Origin of the sequence: Devosia sp., from assembly GCF_028290435.1 — a bacterium.
Classification (GTDB): domain Bacteria; phylum Pseudomonadota; class Alphaproteobacteria; order Rhizobiales; family Devosiaceae; genus Devosia.
On the sequence record NZ_JAQGJV010000009.1, the window covers coordinates 60,607 to 83,133 of the forward strand.

Below are 22,527 nucleotides of genomic sequence, written 5' to 3' on the forward strand. Positions count from 1 at the left end.
AAACTTTCAGTTCTTGTCGTTCAGCCGCCAGAGGCAGACCGTCAGTCCGTTTTCGCCGCTGTCGCTGGGAAATTCCCGCACCAGATTGACGTCCATTCCGATAGCACCCGCCCAGGTCTCCATCTGCCCCTGCGACAGACCCAGCCGGCGATGCGCATGCTCGCTGCGCAGGAATTCCAGAGTATGGGGCGCGAAATCCACAATCACGATCTGCCCGCCCGGCTTGAGCAGGCGCCGCGCCTGCGCCAGCATGCGGCCCGGATCATCGAAATAATGCAGCACCTGGTGGATCACCACGACATCGGCGGGACCAACGCTGGCATCGAGATCCCCGATATCGCCGAGCCGCACCTGCGCGTGACCAATGGCGGCATTGGCCAGCCGCGAGCGCGCCACCGCCAACATTTCTCGGCTCGCATCGACGCCGACGCCGCGCTTGTAGGAGCCCGCCAACACTTCCAGCATGCGCCCGGTGCCGGTGCCCAGATCGACCAACAAGTCGACCACCCTGCCCTCCAGCGCTTCGACCACCGCAGCCTCGACGGCGGATTCGGGCACGTGCAGCGTCTTGAGCAGATCCCAGCTGCCAGCCACCTTGGCGAAATACTGCGCCGCCTGTTCCTGCTGGGCCGCGCGCACGGCATGCTGGCGTTCGCAATCGCGCTTGCGCTCGGGATCGCTGTGATCGACGCGGGTAATCAGCCATTGCGCCAACTCGGCGCCCTCGCCGCCTGATGCCAGCCCGTAATAGGCCCAGGCCCCTTCGGCGTTGCGCTGCACGAGGCCCGCATCGGCTAGCAGCTTGAGATGGCGCGAGACACGCGGCTGGCTTTGCCGCAGAATTTCCGTGAGGTCCTTGACCGAATGGTCGCCATCGGACAGCAATGCCAACAGGCGCAGCCGGGTCCCCTCACCCGCCGCCTTCAGCAATCCCACCAATGTTCCCAGTTCGGCCATCGCCCCTCACGAGATATAAAGATGTCTTTATATCCGATTTGGCGGAGGGGTCTAGTGGGATTTGTGATTGGGAAGCCGGGGCCTTCTTCCCCCTCCCCCTTGAGGGGAGGGCCGGGGTGGGGGGAAGTCGCAGCAAGAGTGGCGGTCTCACTGACCAAGCTACACTCCCGGAGAGGTTCCCCCCACCCTAACCCTCCCCTCAAGGGGGAGGGGATCAGAGCGGGGCTCTCGACCGGAAGCGTCGAACTGAATGTTCCCTAAACCTCCACACCCAACTCCGCACACACCACCGCCAGCGCGCTGTCCGCCACCGGCACCGGCATTTCGGCCCGGCCGCGATTGGTGATTTGGCTGCGCCAGATGTGCACGGCAAGGGTTTGGGGCGTGATAAAGGTTTCGAGGCGGCTGCCGGGTTGCATCAGAAGCGGGATTTGCTCGTAGCGCACGGGATAGAACACTTCCCGCGCCTGTACTTGCCCGGTCAGCCCCAACGCCCGCGTATAATGCGTCAGCGCAAACGGCCCGGTCGCGCCATATTGCATATATTCGGGCGGCACCGCCTGCCCCAGTAGCCGCCGCGCTGCCACCTCCAGCCGCCGTCCGATCGGCAGATGTGGCTCCAGCAGCGGCCGCTTGATCTCGGTGAACACGGCCAGCAGCCTGTCGAGCAATTCGGACTGCGCCGGCAGCAGCAACACGGCACCATTGACCGAGCCCTCGCGCTCCCAGCCCATCACATAGTCCGGCGGCTCGGCGATAGGCCGCACGCAAAACACATCCAGGTCCGCCCAGATGCCGCGTTCGGCCTTGAGCAGGCTCATGCGGAAATAGTCGGAAAACACACCCGGCGTGCCGCGTCCCTTGTAGAAAACCAGCTTGTCGCGCGGCAAAATCTCCGCCGCATCGCGCCAGACGACGCCCTCGGGCAGATCGTCCATCGGCTCATAGGCATAGACCTCGACCCGATGCCCCTGCCGCACGAACGAGACGGCACACAGCCGCTCGAGCCAGCTCATTGGCCCGTGCCAGAACGTCACGATGGTTGGAAGTGTCATGTCTGTTCCCCGCAGCCGGCCCGGCAGCTCGCATCCAGATGGACGCGAATTGCCTAATAGCGGGTTGGCTGGCGAGGTCCAGCGCGATTTGCGATGTGCTAGAGTGCGGCCGCGGTCGCCGCGCGGTCTTCGGCGCCACGCTTGCGGAACGAATGCGCCCGCCACAATTCGAAGATGCCACTGGCTTCGTCGCGGCTGATCGCCTCGAAGCGGGCCAGCACATTGCGCTTGTCCATCTCTGTGGGCAGGTCGCGCCAGGGCAACATGCCGACGATAGACTCGAACAGCTCGGGGGTCAGCCCGGCGGCGCGCAAAGCCACGGTGATGGCCACATAATCCTGTCCCGCCAGCCATTTGACGAACACTTCGGGCTCCACCCGCAGCATCACCGTCAGCGCCGCCGCCGCATGGTGGCCATAGCCAAACCGCGCGAACCGAGCCAGCGCCCGATCGTCGAGCTGCCGGCGGTCGCTGAGCGCCTTGACCTGATTATAGGCCAGCTTCCATTCGGTGGCCGAAAAGCCCGCCCGGTTGCGCATGCGGTTATAAACCACCGCATTGATTTTGCCGGCCGCGATCGGATCGACATGGCTATCCACGTCGCCCAGCGCTTCGAGCACTTTGCCGGCCGCTTCATCGATCTGCCCGCGCAGCGAGGACCAGTCGATCTCGGTGCGTGCCCGCAGATCGTGGGCGATTTCGGCATCCACCCGGGCGCGCGCCACCAGCCTGCGCAGCGTCTCGGCATCGAATTCGGCGGTGGGATTGCGCACCAGCCGGACCACCGAGGAGGTCCCGCCATGCTCGACGATCGCTTCGCCGACCCGCTCGGGCACATTGACCCGGCTGGCAATGGCCATCCGGTGGGCCTCGCCATGCGTGCTGATGATGTCGATCAGGTCGTCATCGCTGAGCACGTTGGAAAATTCCAGCAGTGGCCGCGCCACTTCGATGACGTCATTGGCCAGCTTGACCACCACGGTGCCCGGCGCCCGCTCGAGCGGCGCCAACAGCTTGGCGACATGCACCCGCGCTTCCACCTCGACCAGCTCGGCCAACTGGCAGAGCACTTCGTCATATTGGGCCACCTGCTCGTCATCGCACTGGGCGGAGACGAAGCTGAAGAGCTGCGCCATGTTGCGGAACAACTGGTCGCGTTCGGAGTGGTTCTCTTCGCCGTTCAGAACCCTGAAGCTCGAAAACGCCCGCTGCCCCTGGTCAAGCTCGCTCATCATCTGTCTCCCGGCTCCTGCCGCAAATTTAGAGCATCAGGATGGACCGGGAGGTTCTCGTGCCCGCTGAAATTGCCAGTTCGGATTTGATTCAAATTGTCGGGATTTTTGCCGATGGCGTCAGGAAATCGGAAACCGTTACCGATCCCGCGGTCGCAGCAGCACTATCCCACCCACGGTCTTCCCGCGGACTTGATCCGCGGGCCACTCTCCACCCGGCATGCGCGAGGAGGGCCCGCGGATCAAGTCCGCGGGTAGACGGTGGGTGTGGATAGCAACTGATGTGAGTAACCTGGTGGGTAACGGCTACGCCGCAACAGCCCTCGGGCGGCGCCGGAAACTGTCCCAACTGAACACCACCAGCGACAGCCAGATCAGCGCAAAGCTCACCAGCCGCGTGGCATTCATTTCCTCGTGGAACACGAACACCGCGATCAGGAACTGGATCGACGGCGCCAGATACTGGAACATGCCGATCGTGGTCAGCCGCAGCCGCTGCACCGCGAAGGCGAACAGCAGCAGCGGCACCGCTGTTGCCGGGCCGGTTAGGATCAGCAGCAACAGCATGGTCGGATCGCTATGCACGCCGATGCCCACAGTCACCAGATTATAGCCGATATAGGCAATCGCCACCGGCGCGATCATCAGCGTTTCGGCGAACAGGCCCGTAGCCGGCCCCAGCATCGCCGTCTTGCGGAAATAGCCGTAGAGGCCGAACGATATCGCCAGCCCCAGCGAGATATAGGGCACGCTGCCCAAGGCGGCCGCCTGGATGCCGATGGCAATCACCGCGATGCCGATTGAGACCGTCTGCCACCTGTTCTGCCGTTCACCCAAAAACACCATGCCGATGGCGATATTGACCAGCGGATTGATGAAATAGCCAAAACTGGCCTGCAGCAATTCGTTGGCATCGACCGCGTAGACATAGAGCAGCCAATTGAATGCCAGCAGCACCGACGAAAGGGCCAGCACGCGCACTTTTCGACCGTCGCGCAGGAAGGCGCGCACCTCGCCGAACTTGCCGGTGATGGCGAGGACGATGGCCAAAAGGATCAGCGAATAGATCGTGCGTTCAGCCACGACGAGCACAGCGCCCGCCTCGCTCAGCGGATGCAGCAGCAGCGGCAGGAAGCCCCACAGCAGATAGGCGACGAGCGCCGCCACCACCCCATTGGCGGCGTCCTTGGCATCGATGACGGGGGCTGGCACCGGGGCGAGCGTGGCAGGCGCCGATTCTGGCAGGGACATAAAAACTCCGCGCCCGGACGGCGCCGTAAAAGCCTCTGATAGCAGCGGCGGCAGCGCCTCGCCAATGAAGCTTTGTGATCGCAACCCGCCCCATTTTGATGGCTAGGGCCAACCTTTTGGGTCGCGGCACGTTGGTACCATTCAGACCAACAGGAGCAATTGCCATGAAGAAGACCGTCACTTGGGTATTGATCGCCGATGGCGCCCAGGCCCGCGTGCTGCAGCATAACGGCCCCGGCAAAGGCCTCACGCAGGTCGATGGCCTGGATTTCGCGATGGATACCAAACAGGCACAGGACATCATGGCGGACCGTCCCGGCCGCAGCTACCAGTCGAATGGTGCAGCCCGCAGCAGCATGGAGCCCAAGACCGATCCCGTCGCCTACCGCGAGACCCAGTTCGTCAGATCCCTCGCCGACATGCTCGACCGCCAGCAGCAGAAGGGCGCGTTTGACCGCCTGGTGATCGCTGCCGCGCCCATTGCGCTGGGCGATATCCGCAAGGCGATGAGCGCCGGGGTCAAGAAGACCGTGGTGGCCGAACTGGACAAGGATTTGACCAACCTGCCGACGCTACAGTTGGACAAGCATCTGGATGGTATTTTGAGCATTTAGTTTCAGAAGGTTGACGGCACGAAGTGAATCACACCGCCAAGCGGTTGATTCGAATTCGGAAAGCATTGATTCAAAACCTGAAGGGCATCAGCCTTCTTCACCTCTCCCTTTGGGGGAGAGGTCGACCCTCTTGGGTCGGGTGAGGGGGCCTTTGCTGGACGCGGTGCTTGGGGAAGGCCCCCTCACCCGTCGCTACGCGCCGACCTCTCCCCAAGGGAGAGGTGAAGGGAAGCCAAGCCCTTAGCTTACCAAATTAGTCCTCGTCGTCCCCATCATCCGCGTCACCGCTGATCGCGTCCAGAAACTGCAGCAATAACGGATTGACCAGGTCGGGCCGTTCGATGCTCGGAATATGCGCGACACCCTCCAGCACCACCGCGAAGGCGTTGGGCATTTCTTCGGAGAGGTGATCGTGCCGTTCGATCAGGTAGTTGAAATCCTGGTCGCCCACCATCAGCAGCGTCGGCGCATTGATGCTATCCATCCGCCGGTAGGCATCCGCGCGCGGTTCCTCCAGCGTCAGTGGCGGCTTGCCCAATGCCACGCCGTTCATATCGAGGAACAGCGCCCGCGTCGCGCCGCCGACCCGGCCATTGGCCGCGCGTGGCCCGTCGAGCCATTCATGCGCCTGCACCTTGTTCAGCATGTCGAGATCGCCGCGCTCGAAAGCGTCTTCCTCGGCCATTTCAAGCTGCTGCTCGCCCTCGGTGACCTCCGCCGGCGCCCCAGTGATCGAGGTGCCGATCAGCACCAGCCCCAGCACGCGGCCGGGATAGCGCAGCGCGAAATCTACCGCGAGGCCACCGCCCATCGAGCAGCCCACCAGCACCGCCGCATGGATATCGCGCGCTGCCAGAACCGCAACGAGATCATCGACATGGTTGAACGCCACGTCCTCAGAAACCGTCTCGCCATAGCCGCGCCGGTCATAGGCGATCGCCTCCCAGCCCTCCTCGGCGACCTCATCCATCTGGCTCTGCCACATCCGCTTGTCGCAGACCCCGGCATGCAAAAACACCACCGGCAGGCCCTCGCCCGCCGCGATGCCGGCCAATGTTGCGCCCCGAACGGCAATCGAAAAAGACGTCGCTACCACGCGCAGAATTCCAAGTTCATTTCGCAAAAAAGGGCCGGACTTTCGCCCGGCCCGTATCTTTAGCGCGTCAGCGGTTTGTAGGTCGCGCGCTTCGGGTTGACCGCGTCGGCGCCGAGGCGGCGGACCTTGTCGGCTTCGTAGTCGGCAAAATTGCCTTCGAACCATTCGACATGGCTATTGCCTTCGAAGGCCAGCATGTGGGTCGCGAGCCGATCGAGGAACATGCGATCATGGCTGATGATCACTGCGCAGCCGGCGAATTCCTCCAGCGCCTCTTCGAGCGCGGCGAGGGTTTCGGTGTCCAGATCGTTGGTGGGCTCATCGAGGAGCAACACGTTGGAGCCGCTCTTGAGCATCTTGGCGAGATGCACGCGATTGCGCTGCCCGCCGGACAGGTTGCCCACCTTCTGCTGCTGGTCGCCGCCCTTGAAGTTGAACGAGGACGTATAGGCGCGCGAGTTCACCTCGCGCTTGCCCAGCATCAGGACTTCGTCGCCCTCGGAGATTTCCTCCCAGACGGTCTTGTTGGGATTGAGGCTGTCGCGGCTCTGGTCGACATAGCCCATATGGACACTGTCGGCGATGGTCACGGTGCCGGAATCCGGCGTTTCCTGGCCCGTCAGCATGCGGAACAGCGTGGTCTTGCCCGCGCCATTGGCCCCGATAATGCCCACAATGCCGCCCGGCGGCAGCTTGAAGGTCAGGTTGTCGATCAGCAGGCGATCGCCATAGGACTTGGACAGGCCTTCGATATCGATGACGTTATTGCCCAGCCGCTCGCCGGCCGGAATGATGATCTGGGCGGTCGATGACTGCGTGCGCGCCTCGTTGATCTTGACCAGTTCCTCATAGGATTTGAGGCGGGCCTTGGACTTGGTCTGGCGTGCCTGGGGGGACTGACCCATCCATTCGCGTTCGCGCTCCAGCACCTTGGCGCGGGCCTGGTCTTCGGACTTTTCCTGGGCAAAGCGCTTGGCCTTGGCAGTCAGGTAAGCCGAGTAATTGCCCTCATAGGGCACGCCCTTGCCGCGATCGAGCTCGAGAATCCAGCCGGTTACGTTGTCGAGGAAGTAGCGATCATGGGTGATGATCAGCACGGCGCCTTCGAACTCGCGCAGGTGGCGTTCCAGCCAGGCGGTAGTTTCGGCATCGAGATGGTTGGTGGGTTCGTCGAGCAGCAGCAGGTCGGGCTTGCTCAGCAGCAGCGCACAGAGCGCGACGCGGCGACGTTCACCACCCGACAGCTTGGTGACGTCGGCATCGCCCGGAGGACAACCCAAAGCTTCCATCGCCACTTCGACCTGCGATTCCAGATCCCACAGGTTCTCGGCGTCGATCTGGTCCTGCAGCTTGCTGGCCTCGTCGGCGGTCGCATCTGAATAGTCCATCATCAGCTCGTTGTAACGATCGATGACGGCCTTCTTTTCCTTGACCCCGGTCATGACATTGCCGAGCACGTTCAGCGCCGGATCGAGCTCGGGCTCCTGGCTCAGGTAGCCCAGCTTGGCGCCTTGGGCCAGCCAGGCTTCGCCGGTGAATTCGGTATCGATCCCGGCCATGATCTTGAGCAGCGTCGACTTACCCGAGCCGTTCGGGCCCAGCACGCCGATCTTGGCATCGGGGTAGAAGGACAGGTGGATATTGTCCAACACCTTCTTGCCACCGGCATAGGCTTTGGACATTCCGCTCATGTGGTAGATGAATTGGCGAGCCATCGGCTTGCAAACCTCGATAACGGGAACAGGATTTGCCCCGTATGTAGGCCAAGCCGCCCTTCGGGGCAATGCGTCTGGGCAATTGCCGCTGGGCACAACCTGCACGCGGCCACTAGCGTCATAAAGAACCTTCGGTTAGGCTGGATTAACGTTCATACAACTGCAAGGCGTTCCATTTTGACCTACACCTTTCCCCGCCGTGGCCGCACCCTGCTGGCCGGCCAGCGCTCCGAACTGACCGTCATCGACCTCCACGGCAATGCGTCCGTCATCTTCACGGCCGATGAAATCATCGAGGCCCCGAACTGGACTGCAGACGGCACCGCGCTGGTGTTCAATGCCGGCGGCAAGCTGTTCCGCATCGCCCCCACCGGCGGCGAAGTGACCCCGATCGATACCGGCCACCTGGCCGATCTGAACAATGACCATGTGCTGTCGCCTGATGGCGCCACCATCTATGTCAGCTCCGACGATGGCCACCTGTATGCTGTGCCGTTTGCCGGTGGCACCCCGCGCCGCGTGTCCAACACGCACGACACCCCGTTCCACTATTACCTGCACGGCATCTCGCCCGATGGCAAAACCCTTTCCTATGTCGCCATCGAGGGCAAAGGCCCCGATCGCCGCGTCAACATCTTCACCATTCCGGCCGCCGGCGGCGCGGACGTCCGCCTCACCGACGTGTCGGTACCCAATGATGGCCCGGAATATTCGCCCGATGGCCGCTGGGTCTATTTCAACTCCGAACTGGCCGCGAGCCAGCCCGGCCATGCCCAGATTTTCCGCATGAACGCCACCGATGGCAGCGGATTGGAACAACTGACCTTCGACAACCTGGTCAACTGGTTCCCGCACCTGTCGCCCGATGGCAAGCAGATCGCTTTCATCAGCTTCCCCACCGGCACGCTCGGCCACCCCGCCGACAAGGATGTGCTGCTGCGCATGATGAACCCCGATGGCTCTGATCAGCGCACGCTGGTCAGCTTCGTCGGCGGCCAGGGCACCATCAACGTCAATTCCTGGGCGCCCGATAGCCAGCGCTTCGCCTACGTCGCCTATCCCGTAGCAAAATAACGCCCCCGGGCAGGTCGGACACCATTCAGTCCCGACCTGCCGCCTTGGCGGCCCGGAGCCGTCAAGGCGTCCCGCCAGCGGGCTCGCTAATGCCATAGAATTGCTCGCATACCGCCACGCCAGCGGCTCGACTTGACCCCACTTTGCCCTCTACAAGGCAGGCCATCGCCATCGTCGGCGGGTAAGCCTGGAGCGTCTGATGGTGTCGATGACTGGATTGGCGCGTGCCTGTGGCTTGGCGCTATCGATCGCAACGCTGAGCCTGCCTGCCCTGGCGGAGGCCCCGGCGGCCGTCGTCAACGAGGCGGCCGTGACGCATTACGTGCTCGATAACGGCCTCGAAATCGTCGTCATCCCCGATCACCGCTCGCCCATCGTCACCCATATGGTGTGGTACAAGATCGGCAGCGCCGACGAGCCGCCCGGCAAGTCCGGCATCGCCCACTTCTTCGAGCACCTGATGTTCAAGGGCACCAAGGCGCATCCGGCCGGCGAATTCGACCGCGTGGTCAGCGAAATCGGCGGCAACCAGAACGCCTTCACGGCCAATGACTACACCGCCTTTTTCCAGACCGTCCCGCCCGATGCCCTGCCCACCATGATGAGCCTCGAGGCCGATCGCATGCGCGGCCTGATCCTGTCTGAGGATGTCATCGGCGCCGAGCGCGACGTGGTGATCGAGGAACGCCGCTCACGCATCGACGGCAGCCCGCGCGCCCTGCTACAGGAAGAGACCCAGGCCACGCTGTTTCAGAACAGTCCTTACCGCATTCCGGTCATCGGCTGGCTGCACGAGATGGAACAGCTCAACCGCGTCGATGCGACAGCCTTTTATGACCGCTATTATGCGCCCAACAATGCGGTGCTGGTCGTGGCCGGCGATGTCGAGCCCGAGGTCGTTCTGGCGCTGGCCAAGACCACCTACGGGCTGGTGCCGCGCGGGCCCGACCTGCCGCCGCGCGTGCGTCCGTCCGAGCCCGAACACAATACGCGCCGCACCGTCACCATGAACGACGCGCGCGTCGGCGTGCCCAGCTATTCCACCTCCTGGGTGGTCCCCACCTATCACAATGCCAAGCCCGGCGAGGCCGAGGCGCTCGACCTGCTGTCCGAAATTCTCGGCGGCGGTACGCGTAGCCGGCTCTACCAGCAGGTCGTGGTCAAAACCGGCATCGCTTCGGCGACCGGCGCGGGCTACGATTCAGGCGCCTACGATCCCAGCACCTTCACCGTCTATGGCGTGCCGCAGGGCGATAACACGCTGGCGACGGTCGAGGCCGCCGTCAGCGCCCAGATCGCGCTGCTGATCAAGGACGGCGTGACCGAACAGGAACTCGACAGCGCCAAGACGCGCTATGTCCGCAGCCTGGTTTTCGCCCGCGACGAGCAGGCCGACATGGCCAATCTCTATGGCCGCGAACTCGCCACCGGCGGCACCGTCGAGGACATTGCCCAATGGCCGGACCGCATTCGCGCCGTCACCGCCGAACAGGTTCGGGCCGTCGCCCAACGCTATCTCGATCCATCCGTCGCGGTCACCAGTTACCTGTTGCCGCCCGCCACCGAGGGCAAATAGCCATGGCCGTTCGCTTCGTCTCCGCCCTCGCGGTCGCCCTGCTGACCCTGTTCGCCGTTGTCCCGGCGCAGGCCGAAGTGGTGTTCCAGGACGTCACATCCCCCAAGGGCATCCACGCCTGGCTTGTGGAGGACTATTCGGTTCCCCTCGTCACCATCCGCTTTTCCTTCGCCGGCGGCACCTCGCAAGACCCTGTCGGCAAGGAGGGCTTGGCCAATCTGATGACCAGCCTGTTCGATGAGGGCGCGGGCGATCTCGACAGTGACGCCTTCCAGATCAAGCTGGATGACGCGGGAGCGGAAATGAGCTTTTCCGCCGACCTGGACGGTGTCTACGGCTCCATGCGCATGCTGGCCGACCAGCAGCCGGAAGCCTTTGGCCTGCTCAAGATGTCGGTCCAAAACCCGCGCTTCGACCAGAACCCGATCAATCGCATGCGCAGCCAGATCGTCTCCGGCATCCTCGCCAGTGCGCAGCGGCCCGAGACCGCGGCCAATCAGCAATGGGCCAAGACGCTTTATGGCGACCACCCCTATGCGCGCACGAGTGAAGGCACCATTCCCGGCCTGACGGCCGTTACGGCCGACGATTTGCGCACCTTCCATAAGGCCATGTTCGCCCGCGCCAACCTGCATATCGGCGTGGTGGGCGCCATCGATGCGGAGACCCTGAAGGCGCGGCTGGACCAGGTGTTCGGCGACCTGCCCGCCGAGCCGGCCCTGACGCCGGTCGCCGATATGGTGCCCAAGCTCGGCCAGGATCTTGCCATCACCTACAACCTGCCGCAGACCACGATCTACATGGCCTATCCGGGCGTGCGTCGCGACGACCCCGATTTCTTCGCGGCCTACGTGATGAACTACATTCTGGGCGGCGGCGATTTCTCCTCGCGCCTGTTCGCCGAAGTGCGTGAAAAACGCGGCCTGACCTATGGCATCAGCTCGTCGTTGCAGAACGCCGACCATGCCGATTCCCTGGTGATCGGCACCTCCACCCGCGCCGACCGGGCCGGCGAAACCCTCAAGGTCATCGAGGACGTGATTGCCCGCCTCGCCAAGGACGGCCCGACCGAAGCGGAGCTGGCCTCGGCCAAGAAATATATCATCGGCTCTTATGCCATCAACAGCATGAGCTCCTCGGTCGCCATCGCCAATACACTGGTCGGCTTGCAGGATGTCGATCTGCCCATCGACTACGTGGCGCGGCGTCCCGCGCTGATCAACGCCGTCACCCTGGAGCAGGTCAAGGCCGCCGCCGTCAAGCTGCTGACCGTCAAGCCGACGATCCTGTTGCTGGGTCCGGCTGCGACACCGGCCGATGTGCCGGCGCCAACCCCTGCTCCTCCGTTGGGGACGCCTGCACAGCCATGAACCCGTGAGGATAGACGCTAGGCGGCGCCTATCCTCGCGCCATCGCGACAGTCGCCGTAAATGCCGCGAGCATTCTCGCCCTGTCCTCGGGCTTTGACTGTTGTTCATTGCCGTTGAACAGGCCGCCATGTTCAGCCATCAGGTCGAGCAGGAATATCGCCACATAGAGCCGGAAAATCGCATCGTCGGCCTGCTCGGCATGGTGCAGCCAGGCCATGACGTAGCCGGGCGGCCCGCCATAGGCCAGCACCGCCGCCAAGGTCAGCGCCGCGGGATAGCGCGGATCGCCGAAACACAGATCATCGACATCGACGATGCCTGACAACACGCCGGCGGGATCGATGATGACATTCTTGGTCGTCGTATCGTGCAGAAACGGCGTGGCCGGAATCCGGGCCAGCCGCTCGCGCTGGCTGGTCAATATGGTCTCGACCATTCCGATCAGGCTGGTATCGAACAGCCCATGGGCCGCCATGCGCTGCCGCGACCGATCAAGGCTGGAGCGCAACACAGCCTCCCAGGTGGCAAAGGGTGCGTCTTCCGGCCGGATCGCATAGCCATAGCGACCCGCCGATCCGGTTTGAGCCACCGCAGCCTGCGCCGCGGCCACGCCGGCGGCGATACTGTCGAGCTGGCGTTCCGACAGCGATCCGATGACGCCGCCGAGATCGCCTCCGGCAAGCCGCTCCAGCACAATCAAGGGCAAAGGCGCCTCGATATCCTGTGCCAGCAGCGCCGGCAGTGGCACCCCGCGCGGCCGCAGTAATCGCGACAGATGCACCGCGCCCGCCATCGCGGCATGTGCCGACTGGTTGCCGATGCGCACCACGACCGGCGCCGATTCGGCAAACTGCGCCTCATAAACGTAGTGCTGCGCGCCGGTGGTGAAGCGCGTGACCGCAACGGGCGAGGCACCCGTGACCTGCTTGGCCACCGACGCGGCCAAATCGGCGCTCGGCACCATAACGGCAGGAGCGATCACGCCTCGATCCATACCGGCACGGACTTGAACGCTGGGGTCTTGCTGCGCGGATCGACCGCCGTGCCCACCAGCACATTGGCCTCGGGGTAATAGGCCATGGCGCTGCCCCGCGGCAGGTCGAATTCCTTGACCACCGCGCTCATCCGCCCGACATCGGAGGCCAGCGTCACCACCTGCCCCGCGCTCACCCCAAATGCCGCCATGTCGGCGCCATTGAGGAACACCGCATCGCGCCCCGCGCCGCCGCGATAGCTGTCATTGTCCTCGTAGATGATGGTGTTGAACTGGCCCTCGCTGCGCACCGTCGCCAGCAGCAGTTTGCCCGCTTCCAGCACCGGCAGCGGCGTCACCACGAAATGCGCGCGCCCGTCCGGCGTGCCGAATTCGGGCACGTGCATGACCCGGTGCTTGATGTGGAATTCCTTTTTCGCCACATCGATATCGGCCAGTTGTTCAAGTCCCGGCACGATCGCCGCGATCGCCTCGCGCACTTTCGAATGCTGCCCGAACGCCTTGAAATCCACCGGCGACTCCGGCAGCAGCCGCACCGCGATATCGCAGAGGATATGGCTTTCCGGCCGCACATTCTCCAACCGCCTGATGCCGCCATCGCTCAGCCGCACATAGTTGAACATCGATTCCTGCGTCGTCGGCTGCCACTCCTCGTCGCGCGCCGTGACCGGCAGGATCAACACTTCGCCATCGCCGAGGCCATGGACGTGGCCCATATTCAGCGTCGTGGTCAGGAACAGTTTGAAGCCGATACTGCCCATCGCGCGGCTGGCAAACTCGGTGTCCGGCGTCGCACCCCACAGATTGCCGCCCATGATCACCGCCGCGTCGATCTCGCCACGCTCGGCCGCCTTGAGGCAGGCCATGGTGTCCATGCCCTGCTGGGAGGGGAAGCTCATGCCGAAGGCGGTTTCCATCTTGCCCAGCACATCCTTGGCCAGCACCGGCTTGACGCCGATGGTGCCGATGCCCTGCACGTTGGAATGCCCGCGCAAAGGCAACAGCCCGGCAAAACGCTTGCCCACCATGCCGCGCAGGGTCGCCAGATTGGCGATGGCCTCGACATTTTCCACACCGTGGACGTGGTGCGTCATCCCCATGCCCCAGGCGAAGACGGCGTTCTGCGCCTGTCCGTAGCGCTGCGCGATCTCTTCGATGCGCGCCTGCCCGATGCCGCAGGCCGCGACAATCTCATCCCAGCTTAATGCGTCGAGATCGGCCCGGAAGGCCTCATAGCCGCTGGCATGGGCGGCGATAAAATCCTGGGCCTCCAGCCCCGCCGCGATCACCGCCTTGGCAATCCCCTTCATCAACGCGATATCCGAGCCGATCCGCGGCTGCAGATAGTCCGAGGCAATCTCGCTGCCGCCCTTGAGCATCGAGCTTGGCGATTTCGGCACCGCAAACTTGACCAGTCCCGGCTCCTTGGCCGGATTGATGACGATCACCTGCCCGCCCCGCTCGCGGCAATTCTTGAGCATGTGGATGAAGCGCGGATGATTGGACGACGGATTGGCGCCGATCACGAAGATCAGGTCGCACCCGGTCAGGTCCTCGAGCTCGACACTGGCGGTGCCCGAACCGATCGTCGTCTTCAGCCCCTCGCTGGTCGCCTGGTGGCAATAGTAGGAGCAGTTGTTGACGTTGTTGGTGCCGTAGGCCCGCGCCAAAAGCTGGAAAATGAACCCTGCCTCGTTAGACGAGCGCCCCGAGGAATAAAAGAAACTCCGCTGTGGCTGCGTCACCTTGAGCTGTGCTGCCGCATGCGCAATGGCGAAATCCCAGCCCACCGGCTCGAACCGGTCCGCGCCCGCCGCCTTGAAAATCGGCGTGCCCAGCCGCCCGAGCTTTTCCATCTCGCGCCCGGTCAATTCGCCCAACTCGGCAATGGAATGCTCGAAAATCGGCTCGGGGATCGCGGCGCGCACATCGCTCGATTGCGCCTGCACACTCTTGTTGCAGACCGAGGGAAATTCCCCCAGCTCGTTGGTCATTCCACCGCGCTGGCCGCCCATGCCATAGGCACAGGCCTTGCAGGCATTCTTGGACGTCAGCGCCTTGGCTGCCTTGCCCACGCCCATCCGGCCAACGGTCTGCAGCGTATAGAGAACCTTCTTGGGTCCGCCACCGACGATCGGCTTGCCATGGGCCATCACATACTCCTCCGCCGTCTACAGCGGCGCATGCCGGCATTGTCCCCTCCCCGGCGCGTTGACGCAAGCGCAACAAAAAGCCCCGGCAACCTGCCGGGGCCCGTTCGTCTGATTGTGGCGCCTACAGCACGTAGAGCACCACCGTGCCGTCGCGACGCAGGTCAACCGCCACGGCGCGATTGATATCGGCCTGGCTGAGCGTACGGCTACCGCATTTTTTCAGCAGGTTGCGCAGGTTGCCGATATCGCCCGCATAGTTGCCGAGCAACTGGTTGGCCTTGTTGGCATCGCGACGCGAGAGCAGGCTGGCCACGTTGGCGACCCCGGATGGCGGCAGGCAAACCGCATTGCCGGTAGCGAAGCGCAGGTAAGCGCGGTTTTCCAGCAGGCGAGCGAGGAAGCTGATCTTCGAGGAACCGCCAAAACCGTTAAAGCCATTGCCGCCCGACGAACCGTTCACGCCCATGGCGCCGGGCTGTCCAGGCGCACCGGGTTGACCCGGGGCACCGGGTTGGCCGGGCGTACCGGGAATTCCCGGACCCCCACGGGAGCCCGTCAGCACATTGACGTCAACCAGGTTACCGCTGGTTCCGGCGCCACCCACATTGACGCCAGCGATACCCCCGCCGACGCCCACGCGGGCCAGGCCATTGCTGCCCCCACCGCCCAGATTGACATCTGCTAGGGAGCCGGAGCCGCCACCACTGCTACCGCCGATATTGACATTGGCCGCGGGGCTGCTGCCGCTACCGACGCTCACATCCAGTCCGCCATCGGAGCCATTGCCCCCCAGGCCCACATTGACCAAACCACCAGAGCCCGCATCACCAGACCCGACGGTCACCAGTCCATTCCCGTCGCTCCCGCTGATTATGCCTCCGAGAAGGCCTTGAGCGAAAGTAGGCATAGTAGAACCGGCAAGTAGAATGCCGGCAAGAATCGCTATCGTATTGCGTTTCATGGCAAATCTCCTGATCAAACAACCTGAATGGCTGTTGATGGAGCAACCCTATTTCTGCAATTAAGTTTCGATCCGCACAGTATCGTGGAAAACGCGAATATAAGCGGGATACTAAAAGTATAGAACAATTTATGACATTCTATACTAGGTAAATACGTATGCCATATTATGGAATCTGGCAATAGAAAAAGGGCGCGAAACCGAAGTCTCGCGCCCCCATCGGCGACACCACAAAGGAGCGTCAGCCTCTGCGGCAGTCTGCCGATCGTCTGGCAGCCGGGAGGGTTACGGCCGCCATTCCTAAGCCGTCATGTCTGGAGTGCAACGACGGTTCGCAGCCTTAACGGCGCGCACTGGCAACAGTTCCTCCAAACGCGATCTGTGATCGATGGCACCCGACTTAAAGACTTCCGGTAACCGAAAGGGCGACGCCGGTCTTGTCATAGCTCTCGCCCGGATCGTCGTGATGCGCGAACGAGACCGTCGCCCCATAACCCAACCGGGGTGACACGGCATAATGCAAGCCTACCGCCGCCGTGCGACGGGACCGGATCAAGCTGGTGTCGTAGAGCCCCGCCTCCTGCCAGCCGCCAAGCTGAGCCGATAGCTCGACTTGCGGGGCCAGCGCCACCGTGGCGCCCAGATCGATCGCGGCCGTGCGCCCGGCCACGCCATCGAGCGGATCCGCCAACTCGACCCCGGTGGCAGTGTTGAGGGTCACGGTCAGTCCATCGGTGGGCACAAGGCTCGCCGCCACCGCAAAGTATGGCGAGGTGCGGCGCAGATCGGCATGCCCCTTTGGCCATACCAGATCGAAGCCGGCCGAGCCGCTCAGGGTGAGCTGGCCGGCGATGACCCGCAAACCCGTACTCACCCGTCCGCCATCCGCCGGCGCCCGGAAGTACAGCAATTGGTCGAGTTCAGGGACCGTAGTGAACCACGCCTCCATCCCCGCCAACGCCGCCATGGTGGGCGATATCGCCTTTTCCCAGGCAATGCGTGTCGTCACGGTGCCGACATCGGCCTCCAGTTTCAGCGGCGGCAGCCCCAATCCAACCAGTTCGCTTTTCCCCTGCACGGCCCACAGCGCGGCCACATCCACCGTCACCTTTTGGTCCGGCCCGGTCACCACGAACGTGCCGACGAATTCGTGATCCGTTTCCTCGCTGCGGATGGGGATGATGAACCCCTCGATATTGAGATCGTCGCCCGTCCAGCTTCGCGTCACCGCATAGCCGAGGCGCAGCTTGGCATCCGTGCCCAGCGCCAACTCGGCCTCAACGCCGCCGGCAACCTCGTCGTCGTCCTCATAGGTGGTGTCGAGAAACCGCGTCTGGGTGATGCGTAAGGTGCCCCGCAGCAGCGCATCGCCCGCGGTGCCCGTCAGCGATATTTCCTCGTTATGCGTCGCGTAAAAATCGCTACGCCCCGCCGCGCTATCGGTCGCGTTCGAAGTCCAGCCGGTTTCCACCTGGCTGGTGATCGTCAGCGGCGACTGTGCAGCGACGGGCCAGACCAGCAGCGTCGCGATCAATACCGTCCCAATCGCGCGCCTGATCATGCTGTTCTCCTGCCTGGTCGCAGGATCGCTGAGTTCAGTAACCAATATTACACGTAGGCTCTACGCGCTTACCCGGATTTTTGCTGCTTAAAATTCACTATTAAGAGGCGAGAACCGGCCCGTAAGTATTTGATTAACTATCTTGTTTTGCCGGTTGCTGGGATTTTCGCGGCATGATGTTCGATCACGATCATGCCATGGAAGCCGAACTATGCTCCGCCCTGCGGGCCTGGCGCATCCGTTCGCGTTTGCGCCAAGATGCCATCGCCAAATGCCTTGGTGTGGCGCAAAGCCAGATTAGCCGCTGGGAGAGTGGGCGGGACCTGCCGCGCCCACACAATATCGAGGCGATCCGCCGTCTGGTCTGGGGGCCCGAAGCCGATCCACTGCTGGCGCTGCGCCACTTCGTGACCAATTCTATCCAGCATCTGCTGTTGCTCGACGATCACCAGGAGATCCTGGCGCGCAGCATTCCCTATCAGGCGTCGCCCAATCCGCTCGACCGCTTCGGCTGGGTGCTGGACCCCGTCCACAACCCCGCCTTTGCGCCGGTTTATCGGCGCTACCTGGAACTGCTGCAAAGCCCCGGCGGAGTGATCGGCATGTCGATCACCCTGCCCTTCGAGCATGACGGGCAAGCGTGGTCAGCGGTTTTGGGGAATACTATTCATTCGATTGCCGGGGTGCGGGTGTGCCTGGCCGAGCTCACCTTCGGCCCCACGGCTGGCCAGGACCGCGACGTGCGCGTCGAGGAAGTTCGGCTCGATAGTCTGGGCGAGACGCGCCACAGCACCAAACTCTGGCACCAGCCGTCGCGTTAAAAAACAGCGAGCCCGCGCCGGGAGGTGTGGCGCGGGCTCTAGATCGCGGGAGGCGGGGCTACCAGCCGCGATGATGGCTATTGTTCTGGGTCTGGTTCTGGCCGCCGAGGCCCAGAATGCCGTTGCCATTGAGTACGCCGTTCAGCAGGCCGCCGCCCAACACGCCATTGGCGCTGCCATTGCCGATACCGGACAGGATATTGCTGTTATTGCCGACAGCGACGGTATTGCCATTGAGCACATTGATGTCACGCGTGGTCAGGCCGACAACAATTCCAGTGATGTTGGACAGGATCGGCGCACGCTTGGTAAAGAACCCGCCGGCCTGGGCGCCCGATGTCAGCGCCATGACAGCAACGACCGATACTGCGATCAAAATCTTCATTTTCTCAACTCCCGATTGCTTATGTCTTCTCGACCAGGGGAGACAAACATCCAGCATCGGCCGCAGCAAGATTAACGCCCTATTTTATGCGTTCCATGCAAACTATGCGCGGATTGGGCCATAATCTGCTGGAAATTGGCGATATTGGAGTGATCTCCTCGGCTGAGGCGGCGTCATTGGCAGACCGGGCTCAGGCGAATGAAGCCCCACGCCGTTGCCGGCGCGGGGCCGAGGTGGTCGGTGCAAACAACCTCTGCCGAAGAAATTCTTCGGTGAGCCAATGCTAGCTGATTTGTTGGCACGGGTCATCTGCAACCGATTTCATCACCAGAATTGCTGCTCCGCCATTTTGCTCAAACGTTAAGCAGCCGTAAATACGCCTGCCTAAACAACCAGCAATCGCTAAAGAACTCTATGCAGCGCCGGAAGCTCTTACGTCGCGAAACTTCGCCTCACCTCAATTGAATCAATCGATTAGCCCCCACACTCAAGTGCTGGCACGGGCTTTGCAATTTGCTTTGCGGTGCAAACACCTAATCTGTCGGAGGGAATATGACAGTCGTAAACCGCATGATTGCGGGCCTGGGGCTCGGCGTGACGATGACTATGGGGGCGATGGCTGTTCCAGCGATCGCCGCGGACACCATCAAGGTGGGCGTGCTGCATTCGCTGTCGGGCACGATGGCGATTTCCGAAACGACGTTGAAGGACACCATGCTGTTCCTCATCGACGAACAGAACAAGAAGGGCGGCCTCCTGGGCAAGCAGCTTGAAGCCGTCGTCGTCGATCCTGCCTCCGATTGGCCGCTGTTCGCCGAAAAGGCCCGCGAGCTGATCGCCGTCGACGGCGTCGCGGCCGTGTTCGGCTGCTGGACCTCATCGTCCCGCAAGTCGGTGCTGCCGGTGTTCAAGGAACTCAATTCGATCCTGTTCTACCCCGTGCAATACGAAGGCGAAGAGTCCGAAAAGAACGTCATCTATACCGGCGCCGCGCCAAACCAGCAGGCCATCCCAGCCGTCGACTACCTGATGAGCGAAGAAGGCGGTTCGGTGAAGCGCTGGGTTCTCGAAGCCACCGACTATGTCTACCCGCGCACCACCAACAAGATCCTGGAGCAGTACCTCCTCGATAAGGGCGTTGCCGCTGAAGACATCAAGATCAACTACACCCCGTTCGGTTTCGCCGATTGGCAGACCGAAGTCGCTGCCATCAAGGAATTCGGCTCCGCTGGCAAGAAGACCGCCGTGGTCTCCACCATCAACGGCGACGCCAACACCCCGTTCTACAAGGAATTGGCCAACCAGGGCGTCTCGGCTGAAGACATTCCGGTCGTCGCTTTCTCGGTCGGCGAAGAAGAACTGGCTGGTCTCGATACCACCAACCTCGTCGGTCACCTCGCCGCCTGGAACTACTTCCAGTCCGTCGATACGCCGGAAAACGCCGCCTTCATCTCCGAATGGCACAAGTACATCAAGAGCGACACCCGCACCACCAATGACCCGATGGAAGCCGCTTACCTTGGCTTCAACCTCTGGGTCGCGGCCGTGGAAAAGGCCGGCACCACCGATACCGATGCCGTGCTGAAGGCGATTGTCGGCCTCTCCGTGCCGAACCTGACCGGCGGCACTGCCACCGTCCTGCCGAACCATCACCTGACCAAGCCGGTGCTGATCGGCGAAATCCAGGCCGACGGCCAGTTCGAAATCGTCAAGCAGACCGCAGAAGTACCCGGCGATGCCTGGTCCGACGTGCTCCCTGAAGACAAGGGCATCGAGGCTGATTGGACTGATCCGCTCACCGGTTGCGGTCATTTCGATACCGCAACCCAGACGTGCGGTGCCGCGCCTGCTTCCTGAGCAAGCCGCTAGCCGCGGTGAAGGCGGGTTCGCCCGCCTTCACTACGTTCCTCCCACCAGCTTCGAGCGAGCGATGACCAACCGAATTTTGCGACTGATCGCGGTACTGTTCGCCCTCGCACTCTCCCCCTTGCCTGCCCTGGCGCAGGCCAATGATTTCGCCGTCATGGTTCAGGCCCTCGGCCAGGGCGGTTTCCCCGATCGCGAAGCGGCGATGAATGCCCTCGTTGCCACCGGCGACGAGCGCGTGCCGCCCATCCTGCAGGCCATGAGCGATGGCACTCTCTACCTCCGCAAATCCGACCAACGCGTGCTGTTCGCCGCCAAGTCCGGCTCCGAATTCAAGCTAACCGACCCTGTCGACGGTTCCGATGCAGGTACCGCCGTCAGCGCCGACATCGAAAAGATCAAGGTCAACAACGGCCTGCGCGGCAAGATCCGCACCGCCATCGGCACCATGACCCTGCTCAGCCCCGACAGCGCCAGCCGGCTATCGGCCGCACAAAGCATCCTCAAGAACGCCGATCCGGCCATGCTGCCGCTGCTCGATAGCGCGCTGGCGGCCGAAACAGATCCCAAGATCAAATCCACCATGGACCTGGCCCGCGCGGTGATCGTGCTGAAGTCCGACGCCGTGCTGGACGACAAGCGCGCCGCCGTCGACACCATCGCCGCCCACGGCGATCAGGCCGCCCAGACCGTGCTGGTTAATGCCCTCGCCGCCGCGCCCGATGAACTCAAGCCCGTCATCCAGACCGGCATCGACGCCATCGGCCGCAATCTCCAGCTCTGGCAGGTCGCGCAGAACCTGCTCTACGGCGTCTCGCTCTCATCGGTCCTGCTGCTCGCCGCCATCGGCCTCTCCATCACCTTCGGCGTGATGGGCATCATCAACATGGCCCACGGCGAAATGGTCATGCTGGGCGCCTACACCACTTTCGTAGTGCAGGAACTGATCCGCAATTTCGCCCCCGGCCTGATGGACTATTCCCTGGCCTTCGCGGTCCCCGCCGCCTTCCTGTTCACCGCCCTCGTCGGCATCGCCATCGAGCGCGGCATCATCCGCTGGCTCTACGGCCGGCCCCTGGAAACCCTGCTCGCCACCTGGGGGCTGTCGCTCGCCCTGCAGCAGGTCGTCCGCACCCTGTTCGGGCCCACCAATCAGATGGTCTCCCCGCCAAGCTGGATGACCGGCGCCTTCGACGTCGGCGGCCTTTCCATCACCTGGAACCGGCTCTGGATCGTGGTCTTCGCCATCGCCGTCTTCGCCATCCTGCAGCTCGTGCTCAACCGCACCGCGCTTGGCCTGCAGATGCGCGCCGTCACCCAGAACCGCCGCATGGCCTCCTCCATGGGCATCCGCACGCCCTTTGTGGACGCTATGACCTTCGGCCTCGGCTCCGGCGTTGCTGGCATGGCCGGCGTCGCGCTCAGCCAGATCGACAATGTCTCGCCCAACCTTGGCCAGGGCTACATCATCGATAGCTTCATGGTCGTGGTCTTCGGCGGCGTCGGCAATCTCTGGGGCACGCTGATCGGCGCGTTGATGCTCGGGGTCGGCAACAAGCTGCTCGAGCCGCAATTCGGCGCTGTGCTGGGCAAGATCATCATTTTGGTCCTCATCATCCTCTTCATCCAATGGCGTCCGCGCGGCCTCTTCGCGCTCAAGGGCCGGTCCATCGAACAATGACGATTCCCTTGCGGACGCTGAAGGCCCCCTCACCCGACGCTACGCGTCGACCTCTCCCCCCAGGGAGAGGTGGTGCATGGGCCAAATCTCGCCTCTTCCTCACCTCTCCCTTTGGGGGAGAGGTCGGCCGCAGGCCGGGTGAGGGGGCCTTCCTTTTGTCCGGTG

The 22,527-nt window shown here is 63.1% G+C and carries 18 protein-coding genes; 7 read left to right on the forward strand and 11 right to left on the reverse strand.

Going from position 1 to position 22,527, the window contains the following annotated elements:
* Positions 1–6 precede the first annotated feature (6 nt).
* From JWP26_RS02070 to rarD, 4 genes are all read right to left on the reverse strand, one after another.
* Positions 7–957, reverse strand: coding sequence for a metalloregulator ArsR/SmtB family transcription factor (locus JWP26_RS02070; protein WP_299722731.1), 951 nt, complete (start codon positions 955–957; stop codon positions 7–9).
* 257 nt (positions 958–1,214) lie between these two features.
* Complete coding sequence (locus tag JWP26_RS02075; protein ID WP_299722734.1) at positions 1,215–2,012, reverse strand: hypothetical protein; 798 nt, start codon at positions 2,010–2,012, stop codon at positions 1,215–1,217.
* A 98-nt stretch (positions 2,013–2,110) separates the two neighbouring features.
* Positions 2,111–3,244, reverse strand: coding sequence for a DUF2336 domain-containing protein (locus JWP26_RS02080; RefSeq protein ID WP_299722737.1), 1,134 nt, complete (start codon positions 3,242–3,244; stop codon positions 2,111–2,113).
* Between the two features lie 306 nt (positions 3,245–3,550).
* Positions 3,551–4,495 (reverse strand): EamA family transporter RarD, encoded by a 945-nt coding sequence (gene rarD / locus JWP26_RS02085; protein WP_299722740.1) that lies wholly within the window; start codon positions 4,493–4,495, stop codon positions 3,551–3,553.
* Between the two features lie 164 nt (positions 4,496–4,659).
* On the opposite strand from rarD, the gene JWP26_RS02090 reads away from it, so the two are divergent.
* A complete protein-coding gene (locus JWP26_RS02090) occupies positions 4,660–5,109 on the forward strand; it encodes a host attachment protein (protein WP_299722742.1) in 450 nt (149 codons plus the stop codon).
* A gap of 253 nt (positions 5,110–5,362) precedes the next feature.
* On the opposite strand, the gene JWP26_RS02095 is transcribed toward JWP26_RS02090, so the two are convergent.
* Together JWP26_RS02095 and ettA are read right to left on the reverse strand one after the other, a co-directional pair.
* Complete coding sequence (locus JWP26_RS02095) at positions 5,363–6,205, reverse strand: alpha/beta hydrolase (protein ID WP_299722745.1); 843 nt, start codon at positions 6,203–6,205, stop codon at positions 5,363–5,365.
* A 59-nt stretch (positions 6,206–6,264) separates the two neighbouring features.
* Entirely contained in the window at positions 6,265–7,920 is a 1,656-nt protein-coding gene (gene ettA, locus JWP26_RS02100; RefSeq protein WP_299722748.1) for an energy-dependent translational throttle protein EttA, read from the reverse strand.
* A gap of 177 nt (positions 7,921–8,097) precedes the next feature.
* On the opposite strand from ettA, the gene JWP26_RS02105 reads away from it, so the two are divergent.
* The 3 genes from JWP26_RS02105 (at position 8,098) to JWP26_RS02115 (ending at position 11,940) form a co-directional block, all read left to right on the forward strand.
* Positions 8,098–8,994, forward strand: coding sequence for a biopolymer transporter Tol (locus JWP26_RS02105; protein ID WP_299722751.1), 897 nt, complete (start codon positions 8,098–8,100; stop codon positions 8,992–8,994).
* A 199-nt stretch (positions 8,995–9,193) separates the two neighbouring features.
* Positions 9,194–10,570 (forward strand): pitrilysin family protein, encoded by a 1,377-nt coding sequence (locus tag JWP26_RS02110; protein ID WP_299722754.1) that lies wholly within the window; start codon positions 9,194–9,196, stop codon positions 10,568–10,570.
* A 2-nt stretch (positions 10,571–10,572) separates the two neighbouring features.
* Positions 10,573–11,940: a pitrilysin family protein gene (locus JWP26_RS02115; RefSeq protein WP_299722757.1), complete on the forward strand. Its 1,368-nt coding sequence runs from the start codon at positions 10,573–10,575 to the stop codon at positions 11,938–11,940.
* Positions 11,941–11,968: 28 nt separating this feature from the next.
* Here the strand turns inward: JWP26_RS02115 and JWP26_RS02120 are convergent, their stop codons facing one another.
* The 4 genes from JWP26_RS02120 to JWP26_RS02135 all read right to left on the reverse strand — a co-directional run bounded on the left by JWP26_RS02120 (position 11,969) and on the right by JWP26_RS02135 (position 17,609).
* On the reverse strand, positions 11,969–12,922 hold the full coding sequence (locus JWP26_RS02120) for an aminoglycoside phosphotransferase family protein (RefSeq protein ID WP_299722760.1): 954 nt from the start codon (positions 12,920–12,922) through the stop codon (positions 11,969–11,971).
* Positions 12,919–15,087, reverse strand: coding sequence for an FdhF/YdeP family oxidoreductase (locus JWP26_RS02125; RefSeq protein ID WP_299722763.1), 2,169 nt, complete (start codon positions 15,085–15,087; stop codon positions 12,919–12,921). Before JWP26_RS02125 ends, JWP26_RS02120 begins: the two co-directional genes overlap by 4 nt.
* A gap of 121 nt (positions 15,088–15,208) precedes the next feature.
* On the reverse strand, positions 15,209–15,931 hold the full coding sequence (locus JWP26_RS02130; RefSeq protein ID WP_299722766.1) for a hypothetical protein: 723 nt from the start codon (positions 15,929–15,931) through the stop codon (positions 15,209–15,211).
* A 517-nt stretch (positions 15,932–16,448) separates the two neighbouring features.
* Positions 16,449–17,609 carry a hypothetical protein gene (locus tag JWP26_RS02135; protein ID WP_299722769.1) on the reverse strand — a complete coding sequence of 387 codons (1,161 nt, stop codon included), beginning with the start codon at positions 17,607–17,609 and terminating at the stop codon, positions 16,449–16,451.
* 173 nt (positions 17,610–17,782) lie between these two features.
* Here JWP26_RS02135 and JWP26_RS02140 point away from each other — a divergent pair, with 173 nt between their 5' ends.
* On the forward strand, positions 17,783–18,430 hold the full coding sequence (locus JWP26_RS02140) for a helix-turn-helix domain-containing protein (RefSeq protein ID WP_299722772.1): 648 nt from the start codon (positions 17,783–17,785) through the stop codon (positions 18,428–18,430).
* 58 nt (positions 18,431–18,488) lie between these two features.
* On the opposite strand, the gene JWP26_RS02145 is transcribed toward JWP26_RS02140, so the two are convergent.
* The gene (locus JWP26_RS02145) at positions 18,489–18,815 is read right to left on the reverse strand and encodes a hypothetical protein (RefSeq protein WP_299722775.1); all 327 of its coding nucleotides are present in this window, start codon (positions 18,813–18,815) and stop codon (positions 18,489–18,491) included.
* Positions 18,816–19,415: 600 nt separating this feature from the next.
* Here JWP26_RS02145 and urtA point away from each other — a divergent pair.
* A complete protein-coding gene (gene urtA, locus JWP26_RS02150; protein WP_299723242.1) occupies positions 19,416–20,672 on the forward strand; it encodes an urea ABC transporter substrate-binding protein in 1,257 nt (418 codons plus the stop codon).
* A gap of 73 nt (positions 20,673–20,745) precedes the next feature.
* The gene (gene urtB / locus JWP26_RS02155; protein WP_299722778.1) at positions 20,746–22,362 is read left to right on the forward strand and encodes an urea ABC transporter permease subunit UrtB; all 1,617 of its coding nucleotides are present in this window, start codon (positions 20,746–20,748) and stop codon (positions 22,360–22,362) included.
* Positions 22,363–22,527: the final 165 nt, after the last annotated feature.

Excerpts from the sequence above, each read along its gene's own strand:
- JWP26_RS02070 (WP_299722731.1), bottom strand. The coding sequence starts at position 957 with ATGGCCGAACTGGGAACATTGGTGGGATTGCTGAAGGCGGCGGGTGAG.
- JWP26_RS02135 (WP_299722769.1), bottom strand. The coding sequence starts at position 17,609 with ATGATCAGGCGCGCGATTGGGACGGTATTGATCGCGACGCTGCTGGTC.
- JWP26_RS02090 (WP_299722742.1), top strand. The coding sequence starts at position 4,660 with ATGAAGAAGACCGTCACTTGGGTATTGATCGCCGATGGCGCCCAGGCC.
- JWP26_RS02125 (WP_299722763.1), bottom strand. The coding sequence starts at position 15,087 with ATGGCCCATGGCAAGCCGATCGTCGGTGGCGGACCCAAGAAGGTTCTC.
- JWP26_RS02080 (WP_299722737.1), bottom strand. The coding sequence starts at position 3,244 with ATGAGCGAGCTTGACCAGGGGCAGCGGGCGTTTTCGAGCTTCAGGGTT.
- JWP26_RS02110 (WP_299722754.1), top strand. The coding sequence starts at position 9,194 with ATGGTGTCGATGACTGGATTGGCGCGTGCCTGTGGCTTGGCGCTATCG.
- urtB (WP_299722778.1), top strand. The coding sequence starts at position 20,746 with ATGACCAACCGAATTTTGCGACTGATCGCGGTACTGTTCGCCCTCGCA.
- ettA (WP_299722748.1), bottom strand. The coding sequence starts at position 7,920 with ATGGCTCGCCAATTCATCTACCACATGAGCGGAATGTCCAAAGCCTAT.
- JWP26_RS02140 (WP_299722772.1), top strand. The coding sequence starts at position 17,783 with ATGATGTTCGATCACGATCATGCCATGGAAGCCGAACTATGCTCCGCC.
- urtA (WP_299723242.1), top strand. The coding sequence starts at position 19,416 with ATGACTATGGGGGCGATGGCTGTTCCAGCGATCGCCGCGGACACCATC.
- JWP26_RS02115 (WP_299722757.1), top strand. The coding sequence starts at position 10,573 with ATGGCCGTTCGCTTCGTCTCCGCCCTCGCGGTCGCCCTGCTGACCCTG.
- JWP26_RS02145 (WP_299722775.1), bottom strand. The coding sequence starts at position 18,815 with ATGAAGATTTTGATCGCAGTATCGGTCGTTGCTGTCATGGCGCTGACA.
- JWP26_RS02075 (WP_299722734.1), bottom strand. The coding sequence starts at position 2,012 with ATGACACTTCCAACCATCGTGACGTTCTGGCACGGGCCAATGAGCTGG.
- rarD (WP_299722740.1), bottom strand. The coding sequence starts at position 4,495 with ATGTCCCTGCCAGAATCGGCGCCTGCCACGCTCGCCCCGGTGCCAGCC.